General features: G+C 69.4%; 13 protein-coding genes. 4 read left to right on the top strand and 9 right to left on the bottom strand.

What is annotated here, in order from left to right:
* The 5 genes from JF886_RS00875 to JF886_RS00855 all read right to left on the bottom strand — a co-directional run.
* On the bottom strand, positions 1-1,423 hold a 1,423-nt coding region (locus JF886_RS00875), incomplete at its 3' end, for a hypothetical protein (RefSeq protein WP_337308664.1).
* Entirely contained in the window at positions 1,423-3,570 is a 2,148-nt protein-coding gene (locus tag JF886_RS00870) for a GAF domain-containing sensor histidine kinase (protein WP_337308662.1), read from the bottom strand. The genes JF886_RS00875 and JF886_RS00870, both read right to left, overlap by 1 nt.
* Positions 3,567-5,726 (bottom strand): GAF domain-containing sensor histidine kinase, encoded by a 2,160-nt coding sequence (locus tag JF886_RS00865; RefSeq protein WP_337308660.1) that lies wholly within the window; start codon positions 5,724-5,726, stop codon positions 3,567-3,569. Before JF886_RS00865 ends, JF886_RS00870 begins: the two co-directional genes overlap by 4 nt.
* Positions 5,723-7,864 carry a sensor histidine kinase gene (locus JF886_RS00860; RefSeq protein ID WP_337308658.1) on the bottom strand — a complete coding sequence of 714 codons (2,142 nt, stop codon included), beginning with the start codon at positions 7,862-7,864 and terminating at the stop codon, positions 5,723-5,725. The genes JF886_RS00865 and JF886_RS00860 overlap by 4 nt, the downstream gene beginning before the upstream one ends.
* Positions 7,861-9,183: an adenylate/guanylate cyclase domain-containing protein gene (locus tag JF886_RS00855; protein WP_337308656.1), complete on the bottom strand. Its 1,323-nt coding sequence runs from the start codon at positions 9,181-9,183 to the stop codon at positions 7,861-7,863. Before JF886_RS00855 ends, JF886_RS00860 begins: the two co-directional genes overlap by 4 nt.
* A gap of 206 nt (positions 9,184-9,389) precedes the next feature.
* On the opposite strand from JF886_RS00855, the gene JF886_RS00850 reads away from it, so the two are divergent.
* Positions 9,390-10,328 carry a cyclic nucleotide-binding domain-containing protein gene (locus JF886_RS00850; RefSeq protein ID WP_337308654.1) on the top strand — a complete coding sequence of 313 codons (939 nt, stop codon included), beginning with the start codon at positions 9,390-9,392 and terminating at the stop codon, positions 10,326-10,328.
* A gap of 115 nt (positions 10,329-10,443) precedes the next feature.
* Positions 10,444-11,832 (top strand): L,D-transpeptidase family protein, encoded by a 1,389-nt coding sequence (locus tag JF886_RS00845; RefSeq protein WP_337308652.1) that lies wholly within the window; start codon positions 10,444-10,446, stop codon positions 11,830-11,832.
* Between the two features lie 1,274 nt (positions 11,833-13,106).
* On the opposite strand, the gene JF886_RS00840 is transcribed toward JF886_RS00845, so the two are convergent.
* The 4 genes from JF886_RS00840 to JF886_RS00825 form a co-directional block, all read right to left on the bottom strand.
* The gene (locus JF886_RS00840; RefSeq protein WP_337308650.1) at positions 13,107-14,165 is read right to left on the bottom strand and encodes an alpha/beta hydrolase family protein; all 1,059 of its coding nucleotides are present in this window, start codon (positions 14,163-14,165) and stop codon (positions 13,107-13,109) included.
* Positions 14,166-14,249: 84 nt separating this feature from the next.
* Positions 14,250-14,474 (bottom strand): hypothetical protein, encoded by a 225-nt coding sequence (locus JF886_RS00835; protein ID WP_337308648.1) that lies wholly within the window; start codon positions 14,472-14,474, stop codon positions 14,250-14,252.
* A 273-nt stretch (positions 14,475-14,747) separates the two neighbouring features.
* Positions 14,748-15,641, bottom strand: coding sequence for an FAD:protein FMN transferase (locus JF886_RS00830; RefSeq protein ID WP_337308666.1), 894 nt, complete (start codon positions 15,639-15,641; stop codon positions 14,748-14,750).
* 58 nt (positions 15,642-15,699) lie between these two features.
* On the bottom strand, positions 15,700-17,217 hold the full coding sequence (locus JF886_RS00825; RefSeq protein ID WP_337308645.1) for a hypothetical protein: 1,518 nt from the start codon (positions 17,215-17,217) through the stop codon (positions 15,700-15,702).
* A gap of 122 nt (positions 17,218-17,339) precedes the next feature.
* Here JF886_RS00825 and hisC point away from each other — a divergent pair, with 122 nt between their 5' ends.
* Complete coding sequence (gene hisC / locus JF886_RS00820) at positions 17,340-18,371, top strand: histidinol-phosphate transaminase (RefSeq protein ID WP_337308643.1); 1,032 nt, start codon at positions 17,340-17,342, stop codon at positions 18,369-18,371.
* A gap of 34 nt (positions 18,372-18,405) precedes the next feature.
* The coding region (locus tag JF886_RS00815; RefSeq protein ID WP_337308641.1) for an ATP phosphoribosyltransferase regulatory subunit at positions 18,406-19,004 on the top strand (599 nt) is incomplete at its 3' end.

The raw sequence follows: 19,004 nt of genomic DNA, 5'->3' as shown, positions 1-19,004 counted from the left end.
CGAGCAGGTTGTCCTCGACGGGTGTCAGCGCCTCACCCGGCCGCTTGGTGATGCTCAGCGCTCCCAGCAGAGCTCCCTGGTGGCGCACCTCGACGAGGCGATTGGAGGCGCCGAGCGCCGGCAGTGTGCCGTCAACCACTGGCGCCGGCGCGGCCGTGAGCGCGTCGAGCGGCCACACCGCCGCATTGCGCCACATGGCCTCACCACGCAGCCACACGTCCGCGCGCTGTGCCCCCGTCCCTTCCGCGAGCACGCGTGCCATACGCGGCATGACGTCGTCGGTTGCGTACGACTCGGCGACGCGCTCGGAGAACTGCGCGAGCACCTCGTACGGCGTCGCGCGCTTGCCGTACACGAGCCGGTTGGCGATGCGCTGCACACGCTCGCGAACCGGCTGGAAGCCGACTGCCACGATGGCTGTGGCAACGATCGACAGCGCCAGATTGGGCTTGCCGCCACCGCCGACCAGAGTGCCGATGCCGACCGCGATGCCGACGTACACCGCTGTGATGAAGACCGCCAGCGCGCCATAGACGAGCGTGCGGCTGATGACGATGTCAATGTCGTACAGCCGGTACTTGAAGACGGCGACGCCGGTCGCAATCGGTAGGGCCACTCCGAAACCGACGCCCAGGACCAGTCCGGAGATCCATGTCGGCAGACGGGGATCGAAGATAGAAGCGACGCTGGTCAGGACCACGCCGATGCCGCTGACGGCGACCGCATACGCGATCCACTTCAGCTGCTGGCGCACATCGCCGCGCGACCGGCGCAACCGCACCACCGGCGCGGCAGCCGCCGCCACGAACACGAAGTACCCCGGCACCCATGCGAGTGCGAGCGCGCTGAGCACGAGCGCGATCGGACCGCCGCTCGCAGGCCCGATGGGATTGTTCGGTATGGCATACGGCACGTTCCCAACCTGCAGGGGCCCGGGAGCAAACATGCCCGAGATGACGCCGAGGGCGCCGAACACCAGAGCCGCACCCGCTAGCGGCCGCCACCTCGGCGAGGGAACGCGCCCGTCGGGCAGGTAGAGCATGAGCAGGGCGATGGCACCGGTCGGGAACAACACGTACTGCGACCACGATGTGAACCAGATGGCCCACACCGCACCGGGAAGAGCGCCGTGCCGTGCCGCCCGGGCGTACAGCGCGTACTCACTGGCGACACCGCCCATCCCTGTGAACACCGCGACGAAGAGGAACAACCATCCCGTGATGTTTCTTGGCTGCCGAGAGGCCACCAGCGCTCCGAGCAGCGCGTAGCTCGCCGATACCACGATGAGCGGCACGTCGGACACCGTCGTCGCATTGAGTCCGTTGGCGGCTACCAATGCTGCCGCTGCCATCGCCATCGCCACCGCGAGCGCGGCGCACGCCACCCCGAGGAGAGTCGTCGAGGGACGGCGGATATCGCCCATCACGCGGGCACCGCGACACGAACCGGCACGGACAGGGTTCCAGCGAGCGTCGTTCCCCGTCCGAGCACGGAGTGCACGTCGATCGCACCACCAAGAGCGTCGACGCGGTCAGCCACGTTGGTGAGGCCTGATCCCTTCGCCCTGGTGAGGACGTCGAACCCCTGGCCGTCGTCGGCGACCTCGAATCGCAGCACGCCGTCGGCTTCGCGAAGCAGGACAGTCGCCTTCGAGGCCTGCGCGTACTTCTGCACGTTCTGCAGCGCCTCGAGCACGGAGAAGTACACGGCGGCCTCGATGTCCTGTGAGTAACGGCCGACGCCCTCAGCATCGATCGTCACCGGGATCGTGGCCTTGCGCGCCTGCGACCCGAGCGCCGCACCCAAACCCTTTTCGGCGAGAAGCGGCGGATAAATGCCGCGAGCCAGGTCGCGCAGGGTCTCGAGCGCCTCGTCAGCGTCGCCCTTGAGCTGCTCGATGGTGGCTCTGGCCTTCGCTGGGTCACGGCTCATCAGCAACTCGGCAAGGCCGAGCTTCACCTTCAGCGCCACCAGGTGCTGCTGGGCACCGTCGTGGAGGTTGCGCTCCAACCGGCGGCGCTCCTCGTCCTGGGCAGTGACCAGCCTCTGACGCGAGGCTCGTAGCTCTTCGAGCCGCGCCTGCAAGTCCGAGGTCAGCCCGACGTTCTTGAGCACCAGGCCGGCCTGTCCCGCGAGGTGGGACAGGAGGTTCTCCTCCACCGGGGTCAGCGACTCGCCGCTGCGCTTGGTGACACCCAGCGCTCCGAGCAGGTCTCCCTGGTAGCGAACCTCGACCACCCGCATCGCTGAGCCAAGCGCTGGCAGCATGTCGTTCTCGACGGCGAGCGGACGCTCCGGTGAGGCGTCCGACGGCCACACGGCCGCGTTGCGCCACTGTGTTCCACCGCGCAGCCAAACATCGGCGCGCTGCGCGCCGGTTCCCTCGGCGAGCACCCGCGCCATCCGCGGCATGACGTCGTCCGCTGCGTAGGACTCAGCGACGCGCTCGGAGAACTGGGCAAGCACCTCGTATGGCGTCGCACGCTTGCCGTACACGAGGCGGTTGGCAATCCGCTGCACGCGCTCGCGCACCGGTTGGAACCCAACGGCCACAATGGCGGTGGCGAGGATGGACAGGCCCAGGTTGGGCTTGCCGCCGCTGCCGACCAGCGCCCCGATGCCGACCGCGATGCCAACGTACACCGCGGTGATGAACACCGCCAGCGAGCCGTAGACGATCGTGCGGCTGATGACGACGTCGATATCGTAGAGGCGGTACTTGAAGATCGCGATCGCAGCTGCCACGGGCATGGCGACGCCGAAGCCGACCACGATAGGAAGGTCGTACACCCAGCCTGGCAGCTGGTTGAAGAAGATGGCCAGCGTGAGATTGACGACCACGGTGATGATGACCGCATACGCGATCCACTTCAGTTGCTGGCGGAGCTCGCCATGCGACCGCCGCGAACGCACCAGCGGCGCCGACGCCGACGCCAACAGCAGGACGAGCCCGGCGATGTACAGCGCACTGTTCAGGGCCCCCACAACAGCACCGCTGAAACCCGCCAACCCCACGGGATTGACCGGCGTCTGGTAGTTCAGACCGTTGGTGCTCGGAACGAGCGGGCCGGGCGCCAGTGCGGTGAGCAGGACAGCCGCGGTGGACACGACAACCGCCAAGGCGACCACTGCGCGCCACCGCCTCGAGGGCAGGTGACCGTCGGGCAGCAGGAGGAAGAACATGGCCACCGCGCCACACGGATAGATGAGGGACAACGACCAGCTGTTCAGCCATAGAGAGAATGCGCCCCAGGGCAGACCGCCACCGTGTGTGACCAGCGCAAACCGGGCGTACTGGTCCTCCACCCCCTGCAAGCCGCCGACGGCGGCGGCGAAGAGGAACAGCCAGCCTGTGGGGTTGCGCGGGTGCCGAGAGGCGATGAGCGCCCCGACGACGGAGACACCGATCGGCACGACGATGGAGATGGGGTCCGCCGCGTCGAGGTTCGGCAGCGTGGCACGGTTGGCGATGGCCAGCGCGACAGTTGCGGCCGCGGCCGCCAGGGCGAGCGCCGCCAAGGCCAGCGCGAGCGGCGTCGTCCAGCGAGGATGTCGCTCTTGTTGAGTCACGCCAGTGCTGCCACTGACGCCACCCGGAGCAGGCCATGGAGGCGCGTCCCACTGCCCGGCGTGGACTCAATCTCCAGATCGCCGCCGAGAGCGTCGATGCGGTCGGCCATGTTGGTCAGGCCGGAACCCTTGGTGGTGGACCCAACGTCGAAGCCACTGCCGTCGTCGACGACATCGAACGTCAGCGCACCGTCGTGCTCACCCAGAGTGACCGCGGCATGGGACGCCTGCGCGTACTTCTGCACGTTCTGCAGCGCTTCGAGCACCGAGAAGTACACGGCGGCTTCGACGTCCTGCGAATAGCGGCCGATGCCGTCGGCTTCGACCGTCACCGGGACGGTCGCCTTCCGAGCCTGCGACGCGAGGGCTGCGCCCAAGCCCTTCTCGGCCAGGAGCGGTGGATAGATGCCGCGCGCCAGGTCGCGCAAGGTTTCCAGGGCTTCATCGGCGTCGCCCTTGAGCTGCTCGATGGTGGCCCGCGCCTTCTCGGGGTCTCTGCTCGCGAGCATCTCGGCCAGGCCGAGCTTCACCTTGATGGCCACGAGGTGCTGCTGGGCTCCGTCGTGGAGGTTGCGCTCGAGCTTGCGGCGCTCCTCGTCCTGCGCGCTCACCAGCCTCTGCCGCGACGCGCGGAGCTCCACCAGGCGCGCCTGAAGATCGCCGGTGAGGCCGACGTTCTTGAGCACCAGCCCTGCCTGGCCGGCGAGGTGACTCAACAGGTTCTCCTCGACCGGGGTCAGCGATTCACCGAAGCGCTTGGTGACGCCAAGAGCTCCGAGCACAGTGCCCTGGTGTGAAACAGGGACAACCCTGTCACCCGGACTGGACGACGGCAGGTCACCGTTGGGCGCAGTCCATGGAGCGCAGGGCGTGGCGTCACCGGGCCAGACTGCGGCATCGGCCCAAGCGTCGCCGCTGCACAACCACACATCCGCACGCTGCGCGCCCGTCCCCTCGGCAAGAACACGGGCCATCCGCGGCAGTACGTCGGCGGCGGCGTACGAGCCGGCGACGCGCTCGGAGAACTGGGCCAACACCTCGTATGGGGTGGCGCGCTTTCCGTACACGAGGCGGTTGGCAACCTTCTGCACGCGTTCGCGAACCGGCTGGAAGCCAACTGCCACGACCGCCGTGGCGAGGATGGACAGAGCCAGGTTCGGCTTGCCGCCGCCGCCGATGAGCGCACCAATGCCGACTGCGATGCCGACATACACGGCGGTGATGAACACAGCCAGTGCGCCGTACACGAGTGTGCGACTGATGACGATGTCGATGTCGTAGAGCCGGTGTTTGAAGATGGCGACACCGGCCGCCGCCGGCAGTGCCACGCCGAAACCGAGAACCAGCGGGATGTCGAAGGTCCAGGATGGCAGGATCTGCCCGGCGAGGACAGTGAAGACGACGATTCCGACAACGGTGCCCAACACCGCGTAGGCGATCCATTTCAACTGCTGTCGCTGGTCGCCCTTCGATTTGCGCATCCGCACCATCGGAGCGGCCGCCGCCACGAGGAGGACGGCCAGGGCGACGAACCAGAGGGCGCCATTGGCCACAACCGATCCAGACGTCTGGTCGACGCTGCTCAGAACGGCTAGGCCAACGGGGTTGTCCGGAGTCGGGAAGTTAGCCCCGCTCGAGCTGAGCGTCAGCGGCCCGGGCGCGAGCGCAGTGAAGACGATGTTCACCGCGGTCATGACGGCCGCTGCAACGAGGACCGGCCGCCATCGTCGCGAGGGGAGATGTCCGTCAGGGAGCAGCAGCAGGACCGCGGCCAGGGCGCCGGACGGGAAGACGAGGAAGGTGAACCAGCTGTTCAACCACGCCACCCATGCTGCCCCGGGCAATGAACCCGGGTGAGTCACCAGCGCGTACCTGACGTACTGATCCTCCACCCCCTGCAGCCCCCCCACCACAGCGAGAACCAAGAAGAGCCAGCCGGTCGGGTTGTGTGGACGGCGTGAGGCAACCAGCGCGCCCAATACTGCAACTCCGAGCGGGATGAGGATCGACGTCGGGTCGGCTGCATCCAGGTTGGGGAACGACGCGCGGTTGAGGAAGGCAAGCGTGGCCGTGGTCGCTGCCGCCGCAACTGCCATTGCGGCCAGGCCGACGGCCAGAGGCGTGGTCCACGCGCGCCGCTGCGCTGCGACCGTCACGCGGGTACGCTCGCGGCGGTCACCTGCAGCCGGCCGTGCAGCCTGGTGCCATGGCCCGGCGCGGACTCAATCCCTAGCTCGCCGCCAAGAGCGTCGATGCGGTCGGCCATGTTGGTGAGACCCGAGCCCCTGGTGGTGCTGGCGACATCGAAACCTCTCCCGTCGTCAGCGACCTCGAAGTGCAACGCACCAGCGTCCTCACGCAGTCGCACGGTCGCCTCCGACGCCTGCGCGTACTTCTGCACGTTCTGCAGCGCCTCCAGCGCTGAGAAGTACACGGCGGCCTCGACGTCCTGCGAATAGCGGCCGATGCCGTCGGCTTCGACGGTCACCGGGACGGTCGCCTTCCGAGCCTGCGATGCGAGAGCAGCGCCCAAGCCCTTCTCGGCGAGGAGCGGTGGGTAGATGCCACGCGCCAGATCGCGCAGGGTTTCCAGCGCTTCGTCGGCGTCGCCCTTCAGTTGATCCAGGGTGAGCTTGGCCGTCTCCGGGTCGCGGCGCATCAGCATCTCGGCAAGGCCGAGCTTCACCTTGATGGCGACAAGGTGCTGCTGTGCCCCGTCGTGGAGGTTGCGCTCCAGCTTGCGGCGCTCCTCGTCCTGTGCCGTCACCAGCCGCTGCCGCGACGCGCGCAGCTCGACAAGCCGCGCTTGCAGGTCACCGGTGAGGCCGACGTTCTTCAGGACCAATCCCGCCTGCGAGGCAAGATGCGAGAGCAGGTTGTCCTCCACGGGCGTCAGCGATTCGCCACTGCGTTTGGTGACGCCCAGAGCGCCCAGCACATCACCCTGGTGGCGCACCTCGACCAGCCGGCTGGCTCCGTTGATGGCGGGCAGCGATCCGTCCGCAGCGACCGGATTCGCCGCCGTCGCATCGCCAGGCCAGACAGCCGCGTTGTGCCACATGTTTCCGCTGCGCAGCCAGACGTCGGCGCGCTGCGCCCCCGTCCCCTCGGCCAGGACGCGCGCCATCCGTGGCATCACGTCGTCCAGGGAGTACGACTCGGCCACCCTCTCTGAGAACTGCGACAGCACTTCGTATGGTGTCGCCCGTTTGCCGTACACGAGCCGGTTGGCAATCTTCTGGACACGCTCGCGCACCGGCTGGAACCCGATGGCGACGATTGCGGTGGCCAGGATCGACAGCCCGAGGTTGGGCTTGCCACCGCCGCCGACCAGCGCCCCGATGCCGACGGCGATGCCGACGTACACGGCGGTGATGAAAACAGCCAGCGATCCGTAGACCAGCGTGCGGCTGACCAGCACCTGAATACCGAACAGCCGGTACCTCAGGATGGCGATCCCCATGGCCAGGAGCAGGAGTGAGAATGACCCGACCATCACCGCGTTGGTGATGGCCACGGCCAGCGCGGTGGGGTCCTCCAGGGCGATGTTGCTGATGAGGTGCGGGATGAAGCCGAAGGCGATGATCACGACCACAGCGATGGCGAAGCTGCGGAGCTGGCGGCGGCGGATCCCTTCGGCGCGACGGTAGCGGCCGACCAGGTTGGCGGCTGACAGGGCGGAGCACGCCAGGAGGCCGAGGAAGGCGATCGCCACCGACGCGCTCTGCGTGTCCGAGGAAAGGCCGCCGCTGCTGTTGACGCGAACTGTGGTGAGCCCGACACCCGTCTGCACCGCGACAGCCAGCGCGGCCAGCGGTACGAAGGCCGTTAGGAATCTACGGTAGCGCCGCCACCGGGCGGAGGCCACCACTCCGTCGGGAAAGAGCAACGGGACCACGCCGACGAGAAGGCCGACGGACACCACCGCGAGAGGCTCGGTCAGCCAGGCGCTGAGGAGTGTCCACCACGAGCGGTCGTGCTCGACGTAGGTGCCGTGGATGGCGAGGAACGCCAGTGGCTCGATGAGACCGGTGGTGACCGCGGCCGCGCTGAAGATCCAGCCGAGTGGGTTGCGCGGGACGCGGCGCAGCAGAAGGCTGCCCATCGGCGCCACCAGCAGGGCGAAAACCGCGGCACCGACACCGCGAATCCACTCATTCTCGGGCACGCTGCGGTCCGCGTAGATGAGCACTCCCAGGGAGGCCGCAAGGGCAAGGGCGATGCACGGTGCCAGCACGCTGAGCGCCGCAGCGAAGCGCAGAACGCGCCGGCTCGGCGAACCGTTGCTGCTCACGTCGCGACGAGGGCAGTACCCAGCCGGTGCGCGCCGACAGGCGTCTGCCGTCCCTTGACAAGGGCGGGCTCCAGCCGTTCGGCGTGCGGCGGCGGCGACAGCGCTGCAAAGGTGGGATCGCTGAGCACGGTCTGACCGCCCTCGGCCCACTGCTGGAGCCGTTGGGCGAGGTTGACCGCATCACCGACAACCGAGTACTCGAGGCGCTCATCCGACCCGAGCAGGGCGGCTGCGACGTCGCCGGTGGACACGCCGATGCCGAGATGGAACGGCGGCAGGCCGGCGGCAGCCCAGCGGGCGTTGAGCTCGGCCTGCCGAGCGTGCATGGCCTCCGCTGCCGCCACCGCTCGCTCGCACTGGTCCGCTTGCGGGAACGGCGCGCCGAACACCGCCATCACGGCGTCGCCGACGAACTGCATGACCGTGCCGTTCTCACCGAGGAGCGCGTGGTTCATCTCGGCGCGGTGCTCGTGCAGCTGGCCGGCAAGGACGCTGGGGTCGGCCACCTCCGCGATTGTCGAGTAGGCGCGGATGTCCGACATCAGCACGGTGACGGTGAGGCGCTCCGTTTCCCCCGGCTTGACGCCCTGCTCGCGCAGCTTTTGGGCCAGCCCGCCGGGGAGCATCCGGCTGAGGCTCTCGCCCTGCTCCTCGCGGTCGACGATGGCGCGGTGCAGGAGCCGCAGCCGCTGCAACGCGCTCTGCGTCCCACTGCTGGCCTGCTGTGCAAGTTGCAGGAAGAGGTGCTCAACGGCGTCGGAGACGGCCTCGGCCGTGGAGTTGATGGCCACCGCGATGGACTTCATCGGCCGCCCCTCGGCGACCATCTGGAGGAGCCGCTCGTCGCTGTCACTGAGGCTGCCGCCGTCGGTCACCGGCTTGGTCAGCGCGTTGACGATGCGCGGGTCGAGCATCGAGCCACCCGCGCTGACCTCACGCACCGCCCGGGCCAGCTGGTCGCCCTCAGCGACGCCGTCCTTGAGCAGGTACGCGTAGCCGGCGGCACCCTCGCTGAGCAGCGAGATGGCGTATTCGGGCTCGTCGTACTGGGAGAGGATGACCACGCCCGTGCCCGGGTACTGCTTGCGGATCAGGCGGGCCGCCCTGATGCCCTCGTCGGTGAAGTTCGGCGGCATGCGGATGTCGGTGACCACCACCTGCGGGGTGAGCGCGTCCGCGCCCGCCACCAGCTCGTCGTAGTCGCCGGCAACGCCCACGACCTCGATGTCCCCGGCGATCAGGAGGAGCGCCCGCACGCCCTCGCGGACGATCAGGTTGTCGTCGGCGAGCACAACCCGTATGGATGCGTCTCTGGCCATGGGGCGACTGTAGGGGGGGCCGGAAAATCGGCAATGGGGTGAGCACCACGGTTGGCCGGTGGGGAGCACCCCTCCAACAGTCGCGCCGGCACCCTCGACGCCGTCGCTGCCCGTGGACGATCATGGCCGCCGGGAGGTACCTGACAATGAAAATCGAGTCGTCCGTCACGTCGATCTCGTGGATCCCCTCGGAAGCCGTTCGAGGCATGACCCGGATGCCGTTCGACATGGGCGTCGCCCACTACGACGAGCCCCCGCCCGACCAGGTCGACGACCTCGAGGCACTCCGCGAGGCCGACCGGTTCCGCTTCGCCAATCGCCTCAGCGCGTGGATCGAGGTCGACGACGGCCGGATCACCGGGCACGGCTACAGCGGCGGCGGCCACATCGGGTCCACCACCATGCGTCTGGCCGGCCGGGTCGCCACCTTCGCTGCCGTCGCCTTCCCCGACCGGCAGCACGCCCCGGTCGTCTCCGAGGGCTGGGTGAAGTTCGTGCAGACCTACGGTGGTCGCACCGGCGTGCCCGCGCCGCGCCGCGTCAAGTACCCACCGTTCGTGCAGATATCGGCGCCGCTGGTGTGGACCACGCTGTCGCTGACCCTGTACGCCGACGGCAGCTCCGTCCACGAGGTGACCGGCGCCAGCCCGTTCCCTCGCCACTGGATCTACGACAGGGACGGGAAGCTGGTCCTGAAATCGGGCCTGGTGGACTTCAAGGACTGGTACCAACGCGCTTTCGGTTCGCACACCCCGTGGGGCGACGAGGACTCGCCGGCGCTGGTGAGCGAGGTCGAGACGGCGTTGGAGCGTGAGCTATCTGGCCACATCATGCGCGGCGGCACCAAGCCGCGGATCAGCAAGGTGGCCCAGGGCGGGACGCTGCTCGAGCAGGGCGATGAGGGCAGCGACGTCTTCCTGGTGCTCGACGGAGTGGTGGCGGTGGAGGTCGGTGGCAAGCCGCTCGGCCAGCTGGGACCCGGAGCGGTGCTCGGCGAGCGGGCGCTCATCGAAGGCGGCCGCCGCACCGCCACCGTGCGCGCGGTGACCGCCTGCAAGGTGGCCACCATCAGCGGGGCCGACCTCGACCCGCGGATGCTCACCGAGCTGGCCGCGACGCACCGCCGGGAGGAGTCCCCGGGCTGAGCCCGCCAGGCGGTCCGTAACCATCGCCGGCCACCCCGGGTTCCCCGATTGCCGAGTTCGATTCCGGGCTCACCGGCTACAGTTGGCTCATCCCAGCCCCACGATCCTCATCACCATGCGCCCTCGCTACCTGATCCCCCCTCTTCTGCTGCTCGTCTGCGGCGTCGCTGCCGGCGCAGTCACAGCGCACGCCGCCGGCGACCGCCAGAAGAGTTTCACTGACGCCGCCGCCCAGCTCAGCGCCCAGTGGGACCGCGACCAGGCCGCGGGCGTGCCCGCCGCCAGCCTGGCGCCGCTCCGCGCCGAGCTGGGCAGCCAGGCGCCAACCGCAGCGTGGTGGTCGCCGGGGTGGTTCGGCAACGAGGGCCCGGCCCTGCTCGACCGGCTCCGTACCAAGACCCAGTCGGCCTGGAGCGCGGCGCTCGACGCGCAGCGCAGCCGGGCCCAGGCGGTGATCGCCCAGTGGAACGACTTGGCCGCGCAGCAGTCCTCCTGGCTGACCGGCGACGCCACTGCGGCTGCGGGACAGTGGCCGAGGCAGCTCAGCGCAGCCAGGAGTCCCGCCGCGATCAGTGCCCTGGCGAGTTCGTGGCAGAGCTTCATCGCGCAGCAGCGGACGGCCGTCGTCGCCGCCCAGCGCGTCAAGCTGGCGGCGGCGCTGCAGTCTGCGGGAGGGCCGCAGCAGGTCCTCTCCACCGCTCGGCACCTGGTCGCCGTGGCGGCCGGCGCCAACCTCGACGCCGGCAACGTGGGCGCGCTCGCCGACCAGCTGAGCAACCAGATCGCCGCCAATGACAACCTCGCCGCCATCAACACCGGTGAGCAGCTCCTCCCCGCTCTCAGCACGTTGCAGTCGCTGGTCAACCTCAACAACCAGGTGGGTGGCCAGATCCAGCCGCTGCTGTGGAGCGCCGACCAGGCGGTTGCCGAGCACACGCCCAACGCCGCAGCCCTCAGCGCACAGCAAGCGGGGATCGGCGTCCAATTCCGCGCGGCGCGCACCGCCGACCAGCTCAACGCGGCCGCCGCGTCGGTGAGCTCGCTCCAGAACCAGATCGCCACCGAGCTCGCGGCCCACCAATGCGGGTACTCCGTCGGCGCCGGCAAGGTGATCACCATCTCGCTCTCGCTGCAGGAGATGCTCTTCTACCAGGACGGCTGCGTTGTCAAGGCCACCCCGGTGACCACCGGCCGGCCCTTGCTGCCCACCCCGACGGGCCATTTCTCGGTGATGAGCAAGCCCACCAACTACACATTCGTCTCGCCGTGGCCGAAGGGCTCGCCCTTCTACTACAACCCCACCCCGTGCAAGTGGGGCCTCGGGTTCGCGAGCGGCGGCTACTACATTCACGACGCCTGGTGGGAATCGACCAGCTCGTACGGCCCGGGCGGCGAATACAACCAGCAGGCCGCCAGCCACGGCTGCGTGCACACCCCCACCCCGGTGATGGCGTGGGCGTATGACTGGACGCCGATCGGCACGCCGGTGGTGATCAGCGCTTAGCCGCAGCTCTCAGCGTCTGCGCGCCGTCGCCGAGGGGGTGCAACGGATCGCCGCTGGCACGGCCGCGTCGGATGAGCTGGCGCGCGCGCAGCGCTGGGCAACCCAGCTCAGTGGTCGCGGGGCATGCCATCACCCGACGGCGCCGCGGCCATGCTGCTCAGTGCGCTGCGCGTCTTTGCCGATGAGTTCGAAGCCCATGCACAGCGACGCGGCTGCACGATGACGCGCTGCCGAGCGGTGGCCGCAGGAGCTCGCGCTTCGCCGTCGACCGCACGCGCTGCGACGGGCGTGGGGTGTGCGCAGAACTCTTTCCTGAGGTCATCACGCTCGACGACTGGGGATACCCGTCGTGGCCGACCGGATCGTTCCGCTTCCCCTGCTCGCGCAGGCTCGCCGGGCGGTCTCGAGCTGCCCGATGCTGGCATTGCGACTCATCTCCGATCGCCGCGAAACAGCGACACTCACAGCGAAATCACAGCCCCGGGTCACGGAGTTGTAAGGCTGCGCGATCACAGTGTTCGACGGCAGCAACAAGCCATACAACGACCCGGAGGCCGAGCATGTCGGACGACCTCACCAGCAGCGGCCCGGGCACCGCGGACCTGACCCCTCCACCACCGCCGCCCCCACCACCGCCTGCCCACGCCACGCAGCTGCAGACGGACATGGCGGCCGGCAAGACGATCGCGGCCATCGCCAAGGAGCGCAGCGTCGACCTGACAACGGTCATCGCAACGCTTGTCGGCGACGAGAACGCCGAGATCGACGCGGCGGCCAAGGCCGGCACGATCACCAGCGCCCAGGCCACGCAGATGAAGGCACAGACGACCCGCCGCGTCACCGACATGGTCAACGGCACCGAGCCGGAGCACGGCTCGGGAGGTCACGGCGGACCGGGTGCGCAGGCTGAGGACCAGCAGGTGATCGCCACAGCCATCGGCATCAGCACCAACCAGCTGCAGACCGAGCTCACCGCAGGCAAGACGATAGCGGCAATCGCCACCGCGCACAGCAAGACCGCGGCCGACGTCATCAGCGCACTGGTCGCGTCCGAGAATGCCGAGATCGACCAGCGCGCTGCCAGTGGACAGATCACCCCGGCGCAGGCCGCACAGGACAAGACGCTGACCCAGCAGCGGGTCACCGACATGGTCGACGGCACCCACCCAACTAGCGGGCCGCCCCGCGGTGGCTGGGGCCCCCCGGTGGTGCGCCCGGTGGTGCGCCGGGAACGCCGCCGACCAGCTGAATCAGTCCGCGTCTTCTCGTCTGTTTCAGAGATGGGTGCGGTAGAAGGCCAGCACGTTGCCCAGGACGGCGGCGCGGTTTCTGGTGAACTGATGGTCGTCGCCGAGGTACGGCACGTACTCGACGGTCTTGCCCGCGGCCTGCAGAGCGGCGTACAGGTGGTCTGAGAACAGCTTCGGCACCTGGCTGTCGCTGACGTCCTCGTCGATCTGCACCGCGGCTGTGGACGCGCTCACGTAGTTGATCGCCGAGGCCTCGTTGTAGAAGTTGGGGTCCGTCTTCGGCGTCCCCCTGTTGGCGATCAGCGACTGGGCGACCTGCTGCTGCACGGGCGGCGGTGCCGCGGTCGGTGTGGCCGTGACCGTCGACCAGTGGAAGAAGATGTCGTCCAGCGAGCCGACGACAGCGGACATGAAGACGGCCGCTTTCACGCTGGTCGAGATCACCATCGCGCGCAGGGCCTGGTAGCCACCCAGGCTGTGACCGAACAGGCCGATGCGCGACGCGTCGACTCGAGGGTCGACCTTGACCGTGCTGATCAGGTTGAGCAGGTCGTAGGTGTACACCGGCGAGAGGTATCCGCCCTCGGGCACCCCTTGGCTCCGGCCGTGGCCGCGGAAATCCGGCTTCAGAACCAGGTACCCCGCTCGCGCCAGCGTGGCGATGAACTGCGCGTAGGAGCTGTCGTCGGTGCGGTACGTCCTGGGATCGATGTAGCCGTGGCTGAGGATCACCACCGGCCAGCCGGCCGCCGGCCGACTGCCGTCGGGGACGCTCTGCAGCGCGTACTCGATGAGCCCGTCGGATACGAACGAGACCACGCTGTTGACGTAGCCACCCTGGTCACCATCGGACCGCACCGTCGTCAGCGTGCTCGCCGCGTAGGCTCGCGCACGCATCGCCGCGATAGTCAGGGGATCCAGCGGCGCGGCGTTGATGCTCGCGGTCGCGGTGGCGTGGGCCGTGGGGGTAGCGCGTGCCGAGGCAGCGGGTGCGGTGGGGGCTGCGGTGAGGCGGACGACACCGAAGACGGCGGCCGCCACCAGCAGCACGCCTGCGCAGAGCCTGGCGGTGCGCGGTGTCATCACGGATCAGCATACGCACGCCCACACACGCGAAAGGGCCGGCGCATTGCCGGCCCTGATGTTGCCGTCTGTCTGGAGGCTGGGTTACGGGACGGTGGGGACCTGTCCCGCGTTCTCTTGGGCCTCGCGCGCAGCGCTCTCGCCCGCCTCGTGGGTGGCGTTCTCGTTGGAGTGGAAGCTGCCCGCGGTCGGCGTTGTCGTGCCAGTGCTCGGGCTTGTGGTGGCGCTCGGCGTGGCGGTGGCCGCCTGGGTCACGATGAACCCGCCCGCGAATGCACCGCCAAGAAGCCCGGCCGTTGTGACCGCCAAGGCCGTGCGCCGGCGCATCCGACGTGGCGGTGGTGCTCGCCACGGCAACGCTGCCGGAGTTGTGGGCGGCAGCCAGGAAGCCGAATGCGCCGACAGCTCCCACGCCCGCCGCGGCGGCGGTGGCGGTGAGGCGGCGGCGGAGCCGGATCGCGCGGTCGCGGCGCTGCATCGCTGCCCGTGGCCCGGCCGGTCCGTTCTCTCTGCGGGTCATGACCTCATGCTGGTCACGCCGCATCGGAGCGGGATGAGGAGACCCTGAGGGCTGGCTGTGAGTCAGTCCCCAGCGCGCGCGGCGGGCGCGGGCCAGCCGGCGATGCGCACCACCGCGTCGTCGTTGCCCACTAGGCGCGAGGGCAGCTTCTGCTCCTCTAGCCACGGCACCGCCGCCGCGCCACGCACGATGGCGGCCGTCGACCCGGTGTTGGCGTCGACGCACGTCGCCGCGACCACCGTGGCGAGCCGCCACGGGCTCTCGACAGGGCCCCCAGTGCGCGGGTCGATGATGTGATGGAGCACGACGCCGCCGCGCCGCCAGCTGCGGGTGCGGGTGCTCGACGTCGCCATCGCGCCCACCGCCAGGTTGATGCGCTCCGCCGCGCTGTCGAGGGGATCGGTGCTGTTGTCGGACACCTGGACGGTCCATCCTCCCGTCGGAGGAGTGCCGGCCAGGGCGATGTCGCCACCGAGGCTGACCAGAGCGCCCCCTCCCGCCAGCGCTGCCAGCGCTGCCGCCGCAGCGAGGTCTGCGGCCAGAGCCTTGGCGGTGGCCCCGAGGTCGAGCTCGACGGCATCCGGGATGAACACACTACGGGTCAGCTCGCTGAAGCGGACGCTGCGCCAGCCCGGGATTGGCTGCACGGTCAGCACCAGCGGTTCGCCGGTTGCGGCCACCGACGCGTAGTCGACGTCGTAGCCGATCAGTCGCATCGCCGTGCCGACGGTGGGGTCGACGTCGCCGCCGGTCAGCTGAGCAGCGCGCAGCCCGTGGCCGATCGCCAGCGCGAGCAGCGGACTCACCGACTGCTCCCGCCCGGCCCCGGCGTTCAGCCGGCTCAGCTCGCTGTCCTCGCGAAAGCGGCTGCACGCCTGGTCGATGTCGCTCAGGACGTGATCCACCGCCTCCTTGGCGGCGGCGAGTCGCTGCGGACGTGTCACCACCACGCGCACCACCGTGCCCAGCGCGCGATCCTCGGCGCTCGCCGTCGCTTCCTGGGGCGCGGCGTGGTCAGCCGCGGACGTAGATCACCGAAAGTTTGTCGGAGTACACGAGGTGCCAGTTCGGGGAGGCCGCCAGCGCCGAGGTCAGCGGCCGGTTGGGCGCGAACACCACGTAGTCCACGTTGTGGCTGTTGAGCACATCCATCCAGTCGCTGTGTTGGCCGACCACCTCGACGTACTGGTTCATGATGGTGTCACCCATCAGGTCTGCCTCACCGAAGATGAACACGCGTCGCGACGGCTCCGGATAGAAGCGGTAGATGAAGTAACCGCCCCACGCATAGTCGCTGAACATGTGCGTGCCGACGTTGGCATGGGCGTCGAGGTAGTCAGCGGCGCCCGCCGGGTAGTTATCGAGCGTGCTCGCCGCCTGGTGCGCCAGCAAAGAGCGCAAAACCACCAGCACTGCCAGGGCGACGACCGCGGTGACCAGGGCGGCCCCACGCACCAGTTGCTGTGCGCTCAGCCGCAACCGCCTGCCCAACCCGGACCAGCGCCGCCCCAGCTCCTCCATGGCGGGTGCCCACGACCAGGCCAGCAGAGGCGTCGCGGCAGCAGTGAACAGGATGATGTGGCGCCACGACTGCAGGGCGAACAGCAGCGTCACCACCGTTATGGCCACGCTGAAGCAGGTGGGCCGGGCGCGCCGAACGGCCAGGCCGATGAGCAGCAGCACGATCATCGCCTCGAAGCCGCGCATCGACCAGCTGTGGAAGTCCGGCGACTGCCACTCCTCAATGAACGACTGCTGCACGGTGCTGGTCTGGGTGCGCCACGAGTACACGTACAGCGAGAAGAAGTGCGGGTTGAGCAGTCCAGCGACCGCCGAGGCCACAGTCACGAGCGCGATTCGCCCCGCCTTCCACCGCGCCTCCAGGTTGCCGCGGTCGACTAGCCATTTGATGAGCTCCACCACCACCGCGATACCGAGGAAGAGGAAGGCGATCACGAAGCCGCCGTGCAGGTTCGCCCACGCCACCATGATCAGCGGCATCGCGTAGAGGCCGCGATACCCGGTGCGCAGGAACCGCTCGATGAGGTACAGCTCGACGCAGACCAGCGCGAAGGTGACCACCTGCGGCCGCGGCCCCCACACTGCGACGCCGGCCAGAGCGGCCAACCCCAGAGCACCCGCGGTGGCCACGAAGTGCGTCGGCTGGGCGGCGATCCGCTTGAGGATGAACCAGAAACCGGCCCAGGTGACCAACCCGAGCCCGATGCTGATGGCCAGCTGGCCGCCGAGGCGGCCGAGGCCGGACATGGCCAGCTCGGTCAGGTATTCGTGGTCGGTCCAGACGTGGCTGGGCACCGTGTACGTGAAGAGGTCATGGGTTGGCAGCGCGTGGTGATCGAGGATCCACCGCGCGGTGGTGATGTGCCACCAGTAGTCGGCGTCGCCAACCCGGCGGATGATGAGCGGCAGCATGGCGATCATCACCGCGAGCACGACGAGCCCGCCGACGGTGAGGGTGAGGCGCGGTCGCGACGATGCTGAACGTGCGAGAGCCGCGTTCGCGTTGCTCACAGCGCCAAGGCCTCCCCGGATTCGTCGTCTGCGGAGTCGCGCGAGGATAGCGTGAGCCCCGGCGGCCGCGCCGCGCCCGCTTCGTAGACTGCGCCGATGACAGACGGTTCGGCCAGCTGACCATGTCCCGGTTCCTGCGCCCCTCGCTCGGCGCCGGTTTCGGCTACGTGCCCGGCGAGCAGCCGGCCGACGGCACCGCGTGGGTCAAGCTCAACACGAACGAATCCCCGCTGCCGCCGTCACCACGTGTCGCGGCGGCGGTGAGCGCGGCGGCCTCCAACCTCAACCGCTATCCCAATCCCGATGCCGAGCCGCTGCGCAGCGCGCTGGCGGACCACCACCGCGTCGAACCGTCACAGGTGGTGGTGGGCAACGGCGCGGACGCGCTCATCAACGACTGCTTGCGCGCGTTCTGCGAACCGGGTGCGACCGTGCTGCTCACCGAACCCACCTACTCGCTTCTGCCTGTGGCGGCGCAGCTCCACGGGGCGCGCACCGGGCAGGTCGAGCTCGACGGCGACCGTCGCGTGCCCGCCGAGTTCGCGACCATGGACGCGCCACTGCGCTTCCTCGTCAACCCCAACACCCCGACCGGCACATGGTGGGAGCCCGAGCAGCTGGCGGGTGACCTCGAGCACACCCCGGGCGTGCTGGTGATCGACGAGGCCTATTGCGACTTCGCGCCGAGCTCCTGCATCCCGTTGCTCGCCGATCGTCCAAGCTGGGTCGTGCTGCGCACCTTCTCCAAGTCGTACGCGCTGGCGGGGTTGCGGGTCGGCTACGCCGTGGGCAACGCGGCGCTGATCGCCGATCTCAGCGCCGTCGGCGAGTCCTACCCCGTTGATCGCTGCGCCGTTGCCGGGGCCTTGGCCGCCCTTGAGGACATCGACCACCATCGCCGTCTCGTCGAGCAGGTGGTCGCCGAACGGGCCCGCATAAGCACCGCGCTGGCCGATCGTGGCTGGGTGGTGACGCCGTCGCATGCCAACTTCGTGTGCGCGGTGCCGCCCACCGGCACGGCCGCGGAGGCCACAGCGCAGCTCCGCGACAGGCGCGTCCTGGTGCGCTGCTTCGCGACGCCGGACCGGGGCAGCGTGCGCATCACCGTCGGCAACGTGGCCGAGAACGACGCTCTCATCGCCGCGCTGGGGTGAGGCCTGTCGCACGGCCGTCCGTACACTGTCGCGGATGACAGCACACGGCGCCGCCGCGCGGCCAGGCGGATTCGGCGACTGGCTGCCCGGCGCAGCCTCCGCACGGCGGGCGCTGACGGGCGCCCTGGTGGGGACGTTCGAAGCCGCCGGCTACGAGCTCATCGACACGCCCACGGTCGAGTACGCGCAGACCATCGAGCGCGGGCTCGGACCAGACGCCGGCGATGAGCTGTTCCGCTTCATGGACGCCGACGGCAGCATGCTCGCGCTGGTCGGCGAGCGAACCGTGAGCGTGGCCCGCACCGTGGCCGCGCAGCTGCGTCACGGCCCCTTCCCAATGCGCCTCTGCTACGCGGGCCCGGTGGTGCGCAATCGCACCCTGCTGGGCGGACGGCGCCGCGAGGCGGTGCAGGCAGGCTGCGAGCTGGTCGGCGACGCCGACTTCGGCGCCGACGCCGAGTGCATCGCCCTGGCGATCGCCGCCGTCGACGCCGCCGGGGTGACCGACATCCAGGTGGACGTCGGCCACGCCGCCTTCCTCCCCGCCCTCCTCGCAGGCGCGGGGGTGGGCGCCGCCGCACGCGAGGAGATCGGCGCAGCGCTGGCCGCGCGCGACCTCGTGGCGGTCGAGCG

Source organism: Candidatus Aeolococcus gillhamiae, assembly GCF_016464765.1.
Lineage (GTDB): Bacteria > Chloroflexota > Dormibacteria > Aeolococcales > Aeolococcaceae > Aeolococcus > Aeolococcus gillhamiae.
The sequence above is the reverse complement of the archived record's forward strand: the minus strand, read 5'-3'. Positions and strand labels throughout refer to the sequence as shown.

Coding starts and splice junctions, on each gene's coding strand:
- JF886_RS00855 (WP_337308656.1), bottom strand. CDS start 9,183: ATGGCCAGAGACGCATCCATACGGGTTGTGCTCGCCGACGACAACCTG.
- JF886_RS00850 (WP_337308654.1), top strand. CDS start 9,390: ATGACCCGGATGCCGTTCGACATGGGCGTCGCCCACTACGACGAGCCC.
- hisC (WP_337308643.1), top strand. CDS start 17,340: ATGTCCCGGTTCCTGCGCCCCTCGCTCGGCGCCGGTTTCGGCTACGTG.
- JF886_RS00845 (WP_337308652.1), top strand. CDS start 10,444: ATGCGCCCTCGCTACCTGATCCCCCCTCTTCTGCTGCTCGTCTGCGGC.
- JF886_RS00840 (WP_337308650.1), bottom strand. CDS start 14,165: ATGACACCGCGCACCGCCAGGCTCTGCGCAGGCGTGCTGCTGGTGGCG.